This window comes from Roseateles koreensis, assembly GCF_028595305.1.
In the GTDB taxonomy this organism is placed as follows: domain Bacteria; phylum Pseudomonadota; class Gammaproteobacteria; order Burkholderiales; family Burkholderiaceae_C; genus Paucibacter_A; species Paucibacter_A koreensis.
On the sequence record NZ_JAQQXS010000003.1, the window covers coordinates 275,401 to 287,220 of the forward strand.

Here is an 11,820-nt window from a genome sequence, read left to right on the forward strand (position 1 = left end):
AAACAGGGCACACCCTGACATGAAGCGTGGCGTTCACGCTTCAACGTACAGGGCGGGCGCCCGTGTGATGGCTCTGCGCGGTCAGCCCAGTCATTGCGATTGGCTTGTTATGCCAGGTTGCGCAACTCTCGCAGCGCCACGGACACCATCGCCAAGTCCACGCCCTTGGCTTCGCCCAACTCGCTCAGCAGCCGGCCCGCGCGCTCCAGCGCTTCGCCTTTACGCTGCTCCCAGTCGCTCAAGATGTGTGGCGCTGCGCCTTGGCCGCCGTTCAGTACGTCAACGGCAATGCCGCGCTGCAAGCCGGCCAAGTCGTCCCCCAGGGCCATCTTGGCTTGTGTCTGCCAGTAGCTGTCGGCGGGCAGTGCGGCGATCTGCTGATGCAGCCGGGCCAGGCCCAGGCGTTCACCCAGGCTGGCATGCACTTCGGCCACTTCGTCCAGCGAGCGCTGGCAGGTGTCGGCGACTTCCGCAATGTCCAGCGCAGCGTACAAGCGTTCCGCCTGGGCCACCGCGTGGGCCAGCGCAGCCGGCACCCCGGCTTCGGTCCAGGCTTGCGCGGTTGCAAGCGAGGGCGCGTCCGCGAGGCGTGTGCGCATCACGTCCACGGCTGGCGTGAATCTTGAAAAAACCTGCCCCATGGGCTCACCCAGCCTGCGTGAGCGCAGGAACCACGTCGTAGCTTGCTGACCCAGGCGCCCCAATTCTTCAATCATTTCGGCTTGGACGGCGTCTGGAACGCGGTTGTCCAGCGCCTCGATCTGCAGCCACAGCGACACATAGCCAAACACCTCACGCGTGGCCAGATAGGCGCGCACTACCTGTGCGGCTTTGCTGCCCGTGGCCTCCGTCATGCGGTGGACAAAGGTCGGCCCCACGCGGTTGAGCATGCTGTTGAGGACGTGCGTCACGATGATTTCGCGCTTGAGCGGGTGGCGGGGAATGTAGCCCGCAAATTTCTCCCGCAGCAGGGCCGGGAAGTAGCGCTCCACTGCCGTGCCGATCCAAGCGTCTTCGGGCAGGTCGCTGGCCATCAACTCGTCAGACAGCCACATCTTGCTGTAGGCCAGCAGTACCGCCAACTCGGGGTTGCTCAGCCCGACGCCCCGCGCCTTGCGTTCTTCGATCTGTTCATCGCTGGGTAAAAATTCAATGGCACGGTTCAATTGCCCCTTGCGCTCCAGGAAGCGAATGAAGCGCGCCTGCGCATCAATCACCGACACGCCCTGGCGGCGCGCAATAGACAGCGCCTGGGTCTGGAAGTAGTTGTCGCGCAGCACCAGCCCGGCCACCTCTTCTGTCATCTGCGGCAGCAGGGTGTTGCGCTGCTTCAGCGTCATCTCACCGTCGCCCATGGCCAGGCCAAGCAAGATCTTGATGTTGACTTCGTGGTCGGAGGTGTCGACGCCTGCTGAGTTGTCGATGGCGTCGGTGTTGAGCGACACGCCGTTCAAAGCGGCTTCGATCCGCCCCCGTTGGGTGGCCCCCAGATTGCCGCCTTCGCCCACCACTTTGCAGCGCAACTCGGCGCCATCGATGCGCAGGCCGTCATTGGCGCGGTCTCCCACCTCTGCATGGGACTCCGTCGAGGCTTTGATGTACGTGCCGATACCGCCGTTATAGAGCAGGTCGACTGGCGCCTTCAAGATCGCGCTGAGCAAATCATTCGGCGGCAAACGGTCGACGGTGATGCCTAGAGCGGCTTGGGCCTGCGGTGAAATTGGAATGGATTTCTCCGAACGCGCCCAGACCCCACCGCCAGCGGAGATCAGGCTGGCGTCGTAGTCCGTCCAGGCCGACCGAGGCAGTTTGAACAAGCGTTCCCGCTCGGCAAACGAGAGGGCGGTGTCCGGATTTGGGTCGATGAAGACATGGCGGTGGTCAAATGCCGCCAGCAGCCGAATGTGACGCGACAGCAGCATGCCGTTGCCAAACACATCGCCCGACATATCGCCCACCCCCACCACGGTGAAGGCGGTGGTTTGGGTGTCCAACCCCACTTCGCGGAAATGGCGTTTGACGCTCTCCCACGCGCCCCGGGCGGTGATGCCCATGGCCTTGTGGTCATAACCCACGCTGCCCCCGGAGGCGAAGGCATCGCCCAGCCAATGGCCGTATTCGGCGCTGACTGCATTGGCGTAGTCAGAGAACGTGGCCGTGCCTTTGTCCGCTGCGACCACCAGGTAGGGGTCGTCCGCATCCTTGCGCACCACTTGGGGCGGCGGTACCACCTGGCCGGCAGACAAGTTGTCGGTCAGGTCGAGCAGCGCACGCAGATAGTCTTGGTAGCAGGCCACGCCTTCTTTCATGAAGGCCTCCCGGTCGCTGCTGGGGGGCGCCTTCTTGAGCACGAAGCCGCCCTTGCTGCCCACGGGCACGATGACGGTGTTTTTGACCATCTGCGCCTTCACCAAGCCCAGCACTTCGGTTCGGAAGTCTTCGGGGCGATCAGACCAGCGCAGCCCACCGCGCGCCACCTTACCGCCGCGCAGGTGGATGCCTTCAAAGCGGGGCGAGTAGACGAAGATTTCGTACAGCGGGCGGGGGGCGGGCAGGCCGGGTACCCGGGCGGAGTCGAACTTGAAGGAGAGAAAGGGGCGCCGCGGCCCAGCTTCACCGCTGTGGCCCGGGCCGGTGCGCCAGAAGTTGGTCCGCAAGGTTGCTTGTACCAAGGCCAGTAATTGGCGCAGCACGCGGTCGTCTTGTAGGTTGCTGACTTTTTCGAGCGCTTTTTCAATGCCGTTGACCTGGGCGGTGGCCCCTTGTTCATCGTGGCTGTCGGGGTGAAAACGCAGTTTGAACAGGGTCACCAGCATGCGGGCGATGCGTGGGTGCGCCGCCAGGGTGGCCTCGATGGCCGATTGCGACAAGGCAAATCCGATCTGCCGCAGGTATTTGGCATAGGCCCGCAGCACGACGATATCGTCGCAACTCAAGCCGGCACGCAGGACCAGGCGATTCAAGTCGTCGTTCTCGACTTCGCCTTTGAACACCCGGGCAAAGGTGTCCTCGAATAGACGTGAGAGCGCGTCAGGGTCGATGTCTTCCGCGGCCTGCGCCTGCAATTCGAAATCGTGGAGCGAAATTTGCACCGCCTCGGCATCCGCCTCGAGCGCGCCTTGGCTGCTGACGATGCGGTAGTTGGCCTCACCAAAGACCCGCACCCCCATGTGCTCCAGCATGGGCAGGCTGTCGGACAACACCACGGCGGGGCCGTGGTGATAGACCTTGAAGCCGAGCTTGCTGGCCTGCGCACCCATCGGGCGATAGAGCGCCAGCGCGAGCGGGCTGGCGGGCGTGAGACTGGCAAATTTCAGTACATCAGGCACGGCCGCACGCGCACTGACGCGCTCGCGGTAGCCCAGTGGAAAGCCACCGGCCCAGCGCTTGTACAGCTCCAGGCCACGGGCTTCACCTTCGGCGTCGATCAAGGCGTCCCGTAACTCGTCATCCCAGCGGCGTGCAGCAGCGGCCAGCTTGGCCTCAACCTCCCGTTTGTCGTAGTGCGGCAATTCGCCGGGGGTCGTGCGCACCGTGAAGTGGATGCGGGCCAGCACGGCATTGCTCAGTTGCACATCAAACTCGGCGCTGCTGCCTTTCAAGACCGCCATCAAGATGGCCTGAAACTTGATGCGTAAATCGGTCGAATAGGCCTCGCGAGGCACATAAACCAGGCAGGAGACAAAACGCTCGAAGGGGTCGTGGCAGACGAACAGGCGCAGCCGTTGGCGCTCGCCCAAGGCCAGGATGCCCAGCGAGGTTTCAAACAATTCATCGTCCGAGATCTGAAACAGATCGTCGCGTGGGTAGGTTTCCAGGATGTGTTGCAGCGCCTTGGCCAGGTGCCCGCCGGGTGGCAAGCCTGCACGCTCGGTGATCGCCTGGGTGCGGCCGCGCAGCAGCGGCGTTTCAGACACCCGGGCGCTGTAGGCCGTTGAGGTGAAAAGCCCGATGAAGCGGTGCTCGCCGATCACCTGGCCGGCGGCGTCATAACGTTTTATCCCCACGTAATCGGTGTAGCCTGGGCGGTGCACGGTGGAGCGCGTGTTGGCCTTGGTGATCAAGAGCATGGGTTGCTGCGCGCGGGCCATGGCACGCGCATTGGCGGGGAGTTGAGCGAAGCTGGCCGACAGTTTTTCTTCAGTGGTTTCACGCAACAGGCCCAGCCCGCTGCCGGGCACCAGGCGCAGCGCGTCGCCACCATCCTGGGTGATCAACTCGTGCTGGCGGTATCCCAGCAGGGTCATGTGATCGTCGGCCAGCCATTCGAGAAAGGCGCGGTTTTCGCGCACCTGCTCGGGCGGCAGGCCGGGAATGTCGCGCTCCAACTCAAGCATGGCGGTGCGCAGGGCGGTCACCATGGCTTGCCAGTCTTGCACTGCCCGCCGCACGTCGGCCAACACTTGTTCGATCCCACTGACCAGATCGTGACGTTGCTGGCTGTCGACCAGCCGGTCTACCTCAATGTGCATCCAGGACTCGCGCTGCGTGGCTGCGCTTGTGTCTCCGGCATGCCGGGGGCGGATCGAGAGCAACTGGCCTTCAGCGTCCCGCTCCACCGCGAAGATCGGATGCACCAGCAGATGCAGGGTTAGGCCGTGACGGTTGATCTCCATCGTGGTGGTGTCCACCAGAAAGGGCATGTCGTCGTTGACGATGTCGATCACTGTGTGGCGCGAGGCCCAGCCGTGCTCGGCCATGCTGGGGCTGAGCGCCCGCACCAGGGTCTGCCCCGGCAGGCGCCGGTCGCCCAGTTGCAGGTGGGCCAGCAAGGCTCCTAGCAGGTCTTCAGGCGTTCGGGCCTGCAGGTCCTCGGGGTCTTGGCGGGCGAAGTATTCGCGGCCAAAGCCGTCGATCATGCCTTTGTATTGCGTTGCGCTGGGGTGTTGCGCGGCCAGTGCGAGCACGGCCTCGATTCGTTCGCGCTGAAGCAGGTCTTGTGGATCAGTCATCGCTCAGGTCTCCTTGTAAATCGGAGTGTGCCTCATGCGAGGAGAGGTGTCTTGAGGGTTTTCGGCCTCGAATTCCCTCCCCATGTGCCCCACCGCGGGCCGCATTTGCAGGCAAGGCCGTGCGGGCGGCGTCCAATGCACCATAGCGATTTACAGTAAGGGACTCGACACTTGAAATATCTGGAGTACCGCCATGGGCGCACAGTGGAAAGCAAAACATAAAGATCTGGCCGCCAATGCGCGAGGCCGATTGTTCGGCAAGCTCAGCAAAGAATTGATGGTGGCCGCCCGCAACGGCGCCGACCCCGACTTGAACCCCCGCCTGCGCATGGTGATGGAGGCCGCGCGCAAAGTGTCCATGCCGCGTGAAACCCTGGAGCGCGCCGTCAAGAAAGGCGCAGGCCTGCTCGGTGATGCGGTGCATTTCGAGCACGTCACGTATGAGGGTTATGCCCCGCACCGGGTGCCCGTGATCGTGGAGTGCCTGACCGACAACGTCAATCGCACGGTGTCTGAAATCCGGGTGCTGTTCCGCAAAGGCCACCTCGGTTCGGCCGGCTCGGTGGCCTGGGAGTTCGACCGCTTGGGCCTCATCGAGGCGGCGCCCAGCCGCCCCGGCGTCGACCCTGAAGAAGCCGCCATCGAGGCCGGCGCGCAAGATGTGCAGGCCGGCGAAGAGGGGGATTCCTTGTTCCTCACCGATCCCCATGACCTGGATCTGGTCAGTCGGGCCTTGCCGGACCTGGGCTTCACCGTGCATTCGGCCAAGCTGGGCTACCGCCCCAAATCAACGGTGAACTTGAGCGCCGCCGATCTGGAGGAAGTTGAAGCATTCCTTGCCGCCATCGATGCCAACGACGACGTGCAAGAGGTGTACGTCGGCTTGGGAGACTGAGCGGGCTCAGTTGCAGCGGGGCATCTTGGGCATGCCGCCCTGGCAGTTCAAGGTGCCCACGGCTTGATTGGCCGGGCGGGCCTTGCCCGGAAACTGCCGATCACGCCAGCGCATGAATGGCTGCTCCACCCCGTGGTGGAGCAGGGCGCCAATGAGCAGGCTGACGAGCAGGATGAGGCCCAGCGTCCACAGCGATTGGCGGTCAGGCCCGCCCATGCCGCGCAAGGCATCGCGCAGCACAAAGATCACTGCCTTGTGCGACAAATATATGGCGTAGGACCAAAGGGCGATCGACCGGGCGCCCGGTAGGCGCAGCCGCGCCAGGCTGCTGCGCGGGCTCAAAGCCGCTATCACGAGCCCCGCAAAAGACAGGGCCACCAGCGAGTAGCCCCAGGCTGTCATGGCAAAGCCATAGCCATAGCCGTCGATGTAGTAGAAATGCACCAGCGCGTAGGCCATGGCGGCGCAGGCCAACCCGCCCACGACGAGCATGGCTTGGCCCTGTGCTTGCACGGCCGCCCAAGCTTTGGGATGAAAGTTCTTCAACGTGGCGATTGCGATGCCGGGCAAAAACTCATCGGCCCGGGCCACAGTGGCGTAGTAAATGTTGGGGTGGTAGCCCATCACGGCGTTGCCTGCCTCCAGGCCATAACGGGCCCAAAGCACGGCGCGAGCCCAAACGCCCAGGCCCATCAAACCCAGCAGCAGCAGCCAAGCCCAAGCCATGCCCGTACGCCGCAGGTTCAGTCGCCAAACCAGCAAGACGGCGGCAGGCAAGACGAGGTAGAACTGCTCTTCCGCGCACAGCGACCAGGCGTGCGAGAAGGCCGTGCCCGGCTGCAATTGCCAATTCTGGGTGAAGGTGAGAAAGCGCCACAAGGCCGGCGGTGTTTTGCCGCCCATGAAGGCCGGAAACATGAAGTAGGCCGCCAGCACGACGTAGAAGACGGGCAGGGTGCGCAGGGCGCGCCGTGCGTAAAAGGTTGTCAGTGACAGCGGTTGGCCCCGGACGCGTGCCGAGAAAATGGCGTTGGCGATCAGGTAGCCGCTCAGCACGAAAAACAGGTCAACACCGACCCAGCCAATCTGCCCGACCCACCCGAAGGTGGCCTGCCCGCTGCCAAAGAGTTGGTAGTGGTGGGCAAAAACCAGGGTGATGGCGAGGGCCCGTAGCGTGTCGAGGCCAGCCAGCCGATCTGGCTGGGGCGAGAAAGGCAAGGGGAGCGACATGGGGGATGGCTTTAGCGGCGGAGCGAGCCGCGCATCATGCCATCGTCTGTCGCGTCCGCCCCTGCTTTGACGCTTGACGCTTGGCGCTCAGTCCAGCACGGCACCCGTGCTGGCGCTGGAGGCATTTTTGGCAAACTTGGCCAGTACGCCGCGGGTGTAGCGCGGCTTGGGTTGCACCCAAGTGGCGCGGCGCTGGGCAATCTCGGCCTCGCTAACGTTCAATTGCAGCAGCAATTGATGCGCGTCGATGGTGATGGAGTCGCCTTCTTGCACCAGTGCAATCAGGCCGCCTTCGAAGGCTTCGGGGGCGACGTGGCCGACCACCATGCCCCAGGTGCCGCCAGAGAATCGGCCGTCGGTGACCAGCCCCACGCTTTCGCCCAGGCCCTGGCCGATCAGCGCGCCGGTAGGGGCGAGCATCTCGGGCATGCCGGGGCCACCCTTGGGGCCGAGGTAGCGCAGCACCATCACGTCGCCGGCGACGATTTTGTTGGCCATGATGGCGGCCAGGGCAGATTGCTCGTCGTCGAACACCCGCGCCGGGCCGGTCATTACCGGGCTTTTCAGGCCGGTGATCTTGGCCACGCAGCCTTCGGGCGAGAGGTTGCCCTTCAGGATGGCGAGGTGGCCCTCGGCGTAGATGGGATCGGTGATGTCATGGATCACGTCTTGATCGGCGCGTGGCGAATCAGGGATGTCCGCCAGGTTTTCAGCCACCGTCTTGCCAGTGATGGTGATGCAGTCGCCATTCAAGAGGCCAGCCTTCAGCAAGATCTTCATGACTTGCGGAATGCCGCCAGCACGGTGCAGATCCACGGCCAGGTACTGTCCGCTGGGCTTGAGGTTGCACAGCACGGGGGTGCGGCGGCGCACGCGCTCGAAGTCGTCGATGCTCCATTCCACCTCCGCTGCGTGGGCGATGGCCAGGAAGTGCAGCACCGCGTTGGTCGAGCCGCCAGTGGCCATGATGACGGCCACGGCATTCTCGATCGCCTGCTTGGTGACGATGTCGCGTGGCTTCAGGTCGGCCTTGACGGCCTCTACCAGCACGCGGGCGGCCTCTTGGGTCGAGGTGATTTTTTCTTCATGCACATTGGCCTGGGTGCTGGAGTAGGGCAGGGAGATGCCCAGCGCCTCGAAGGCCGAACTCATGGTATTGGCGGTGTACATGCCGCCGCAGGAGCCGCTGCCGGGGATGGCCTTGCGCTCGATGTTGCAGAAGTCTTCTTCGCTCATCTTGCCGGCGCTGAACTGACCCACAGCCTCGAACACGCTGACGATGTTGAGGTCTTGCCCCTTGTAATGGCCCGGCAGGATGGTGCCGCCATAGACGTAGATGGAAGGCACATTGGCGCGCAGCATGCCCATCAGGCCGCCGGGCATGTTTTTGTCGCAGCCACCGATGACCAGAACGCCGTCCATCCACTGACCGCCAACGCAGGTCTCCACGCAGTCGGAGATCACCTCGCGCGAGACCAGCGAGTACTTCATGCCCTCGGTGCCCATGGCCATGCCGTCGGAGATGGTGGGGGTGCCGAAGATCTGCGGGTTGGCGCCGGCGGCCTTCAGGCCCTCAACGGCGGCGTCGGCCAGCACTTGCAGGCCCGAGTTGCAAGGTGTGATGGTGGAGTGGCCGTTGGCCACGCCGATCATGGGCTTGCCGAAGTCATTTTCCTGGTAACCCAGGGCGTAGTACATGGAACGGTTGGGCGCGCGGGCAACGCCTTCGGTGATGTTTTTGGAGCGGCGGTTGAAGCTCATCGGGTGTCCTTGGTGTTGCGGGGTCAACGTGGCACCGAGTATCCGTGTTGCTTGTTTTTTGTTCAAATATATTATTCATGTTCTATCGATTTGTTTGGTGTATCAATGATCGAGTTACGACCCTTGCGCCAGTTTGTTGCCGTGGCCGAGGAATTGCACTTCGGGCGCGCAGCCCGGCGCCTGCACATGACCCAGCCGCCCTTGACCCTGGCGATCCAGAAACTGGAGGCGGACATGGCGGTGCAACTGTTCGAGCGCAGCAGCCGCACAGTGACGCTGACACCTGCGGGCGCGGCGCTCCTGCCCCAGGCGCAGGCGCTGCTGGCCCAGGCCAGCGCCTTGCCCGGCGTGGTGCAGGCGGCGGCCAAGGGCGAGAGCGGGCGCCTGCGCTTGGGCTTTGTGTCGACGGTGGGCTATGGTGAGTTGCCGCGCTGGCTGCGGGACTTTCGGGAGTGCTTTCCGGACATCGCTTTGACCTTGCGTGAGTCGACCCTGGATGTGCAATTGCAAGCCTTCGATCGCGATGAGTTGGACGCGGGCTTCATCATCCACGCCCCGGGCGCTGTGCCACCGGGGTTTGAGGCCTGCACGGTCGCCAGTGAGCCCTTGGTGCTGGCCCTGAGCGCCGATTCGCAACTGGCGGGCCACCGGCGTTTGAGCCTGGTCCAGGTGGCGGGTGAGCCGCTGGTGATTTTTCCGCGTGAAATCGCGCCCTCTTTGTTTGATGCCATCCTGGCCGTGTACCGGACGCAGGGTGTGGCTGCGGGCATCGTGCAGGAGGCGATTCAGATGCAGACCATCGTGAACCTCGTCTCCGCCGGCATGGGCCTAGCCTGGGTACCGGCCAGCGTGCAGAGTTTTCAGCGGCCCGGCGTGGTTTACAAACCCGTGCAGGGCGCCGTGCCCATCTGTGAGACTAGCTTGATCTGGCGCCGCACTGCCGCGCCTGCGGTGTTGCGCTTTGTTGCCCATGTTCAGCAGGCGGTGGGGCTTGGGGGCGGCACCATCCACTCGCTATGATGCCCGCCTTGTGCTCGCCGCCTGTGCTGCGCGGGCGCTGAAATTTTTTGCTCAGGATTGCCACCATGTGGGTTCACCCCCAGTTCGACCCCATTGCCCTCCGGCTTGGCCCTTTGGCCATTCATTGGTATGGGCTGACTTACCTTGCCGCCTTCGGCATGTTTCTTTGGCTGGCGAACAAGCGTGTCGCCCAAACGCAATGGGCCAACGCTGGCTGGAGCCGCCGGGATGTGGATGACATCCTGTTCTTTGGCGTGCTGGGCGTGGTGCTGGGGGGCCGGCTGGGCTACGTGCTGTTTTACAAGCCCGACTACTACCTCCACAACCTGAGCGAAGTATTTGCGGTGTGGAAGGGTGGCATGGCTTTCCACGGGGGCTTGCTGGGCGTTATCTTGGCCATGGCCTTGTTTGCCAAGCTGCGCGGCCGCAAGTTCTTTGAGGTGACTGACCTGATTGCCCCTTGCGTGCCCACCGGCTTGGCCGCTGGCCGCGTGGGTAACTTCATCAACGGTGAGCTGTGGGGGCGCGTGGCGGATCCCAGTTTGCCCTGGGCCATGGTGTTTCCGCAATCGGGCACGCTGGTGCCGCGCCACCCCTCGCAAATCTATCAATTCCTGGGGGAAGGCCTCGCGCTGGCGCTGCTGCTGTGGTTGTATTCCCGTAAGCCACGTGCCACGGGAATGGTGTCGGGCATGTTCTTGATCGGCTATGGCTGCTTCCGCTTTGCGGCGGAGTACTTCCGCGAGCCTGATGATTTTCTGGGCTTGCGGGCGCTCAACCTGAGTCAGGGACAATGGCTGTCTCTGCCCATGATCGCTGCGGGTATTGCCATTTGGCTGTACGCGAACCAGCGTCAGAAAAACTAAGTTATGCGCCAAATCTTCTTCGACACTGAAACCACCGGCCTCCTGGCCGAGGGCGGCGACCGCATCATTGAAATTGGCTGCGTCGAAATGATCAACCGGCAGTTGACCGGTAACAACCTGCACCTGTACATCAATCCGCAGCGCGCCAGCCACGAGGACGCCCTGAGGGTCCACGGGCTGACCGAGGCGTTTTTGTCCGACAAGCCGCTGTTTGCGCAGATCGCCCCGCAGTTGCTGGAGTTCTTGGCCGGTGCTGAATTGGTGATTCACAACGCCCCGTTTGACATCGGCTTTGTGAACGCCGAGCTGAAGCGCTTGCGCCGGCCACCCATCACCGATGTGGTCGACAACGTGCTTGACACCTTGTTGATGGCGCGCAATATGTTTCCCGGCAAGGCCAACTCGCTGGACGCACTGTGCCGTCGCCTGGAGGTCGACAACTCGAACCGCAAGTTGCACGGCGCGCTGCTGGACGCCGAGCTTTTGGCCGAGGTTTACATCCGGCTGACCCGTGGGCAAGACTCGCTGGTGATGGACGATTCGGGCGATAGCTCGGGTGATTCCGCCGATTTTCGTGTTGCCGCCGTAGACCTTCGCTCCTTTGACTTGCCTGTGCCGCAAGCCAGCGAAGAGGAGTTGGCTGCCCATGAGAAAGTGCTGTTGGAATTGGATAAAACCAGCGGCGGTAAGCGGGTCTGGATGACCGAAAAAACAATTTCCGCATGAAATTGATGCAAGCCCAGAAAAGTCATGGCATAATCGTGGGCTTCCCGGTTAGTGAATATTTGATTCGCAACGCAGCCGGTTTTTTGGGCCCTGCAGCACGCTGAAAAGCGGGCAGCAAGAACCAGAAAATCAAATAGCCGGGCGGTTAGCTCAGCGGTAGAGCACTGCCTTCACACGGCAGGGGTCGCAGGTTCGAACCCTGCACCGCCCACCACATTCATCAACAAATTTGTTGGTTTGTGAGGCTGCGATTGGGGAGAGTACCGAAGCGGTACGAAACCGATTTCAAAATCGGGCGATTAACTCAGCGGTAGAGTGCCACCTTCACACGGTGGAAGTCACATGTTCGATCCATGTATCGCCCACCAAA

At 63.0% G+C, this 11,820-nt stretch carries 7 protein-coding genes and 2 tRNA genes; 6 read left to right on the forward strand and 3 right to left on the reverse strand.

Going from position 1 to position 11,820, the window contains the following annotated elements; genetic code table 11:
• Positions 1–107: 107 nt before the first annotated feature.
• Positions 108–4,952, reverse strand: coding sequence for an NAD-glutamate dehydrogenase (locus PRZ01_RS04730; protein ID WP_273595606.1), 4,845 nt, complete (start codon positions 4,950–4,952; stop codon positions 108–110).
• A gap of 193 nt (positions 4,953–5,145) precedes the next feature.
• Here PRZ01_RS04730 and PRZ01_RS04735 point away from each other — a divergent pair, with 193 nt between their 5' ends.
• On the forward strand, positions 5,146–5,847 hold the full coding sequence (locus PRZ01_RS04735) for a YebC/PmpR family DNA-binding transcriptional regulator (RefSeq protein WP_273595607.1): 702 nt from the start codon (positions 5,146–5,148) through the stop codon (positions 5,845–5,847).
• A gap of 6 nt (positions 5,848–5,853) precedes the next feature.
• On the opposite strand, the gene PRZ01_RS04740 is transcribed toward PRZ01_RS04735, so the two are convergent.
• Together PRZ01_RS04740 and ilvD are read right to left on the reverse strand one after the other, a co-directional pair.
• Entirely contained in the window at positions 5,854–7,077 is a 1,224-nt protein-coding gene (locus tag PRZ01_RS04740; protein WP_273595608.1) for an acyltransferase family protein, read from the reverse strand.
• Positions 7,078–7,164: 87 nt separating this feature from the next.
• Positions 7,165–8,838: a dihydroxy-acid dehydratase gene (ilvD, locus tag PRZ01_RS04745; RefSeq protein ID WP_273595609.1), complete on the reverse strand. Its 1,674-nt coding sequence runs from the start codon at positions 8,836–8,838 to the stop codon at positions 7,165–7,167.
• A 105-nt stretch (positions 8,839–8,943) separates the two neighbouring features.
• Here ilvD and PRZ01_RS04750 point away from each other — a divergent pair, with 105 nt between their 5' ends.
• The 5 genes from PRZ01_RS04750 (at position 8,944) to PRZ01_RS04770 (ending at position 11,818) form a co-directional block, all read left to right on the forward strand.
• Positions 8,944–9,858, forward strand: a complete 915-nt coding sequence (locus PRZ01_RS04750; RefSeq protein WP_273595610.1) for a LysR family transcriptional regulator — start codon at positions 8,944–8,946, stop codon at positions 9,856–9,858.
• Between the two features lie 65 nt (positions 9,859–9,923).
• Positions 9,924–10,724: a prolipoprotein diacylglyceryl transferase gene (gene lgt / locus PRZ01_RS04755; protein WP_273595611.1), complete on the forward strand. Its 801-nt coding sequence runs from the start codon at positions 9,924–9,926 to the stop codon at positions 10,722–10,724.
• A 3-nt stretch (positions 10,725–10,727) separates the two neighbouring features.
• Positions 10,728–11,450, forward strand: a complete 723-nt coding sequence (dnaQ, locus tag PRZ01_RS04760; RefSeq protein WP_273595612.1) for a DNA polymerase III subunit epsilon — start codon at positions 10,728–10,730, stop codon at positions 11,448–11,450.
• A 139-nt stretch (positions 11,451–11,589) separates the two neighbouring features.
• Positions 11,590–11,664, forward strand: a tRNA-Val gene (locus PRZ01_RS04765).
• A gap of 79 nt (positions 11,665–11,743) precedes the next feature.
• Positions 11,744–11,818, forward strand: a tRNA-Val gene (locus tag PRZ01_RS04770).
• Positions 11,819–11,820 lie beyond the last annotated feature (2 nt).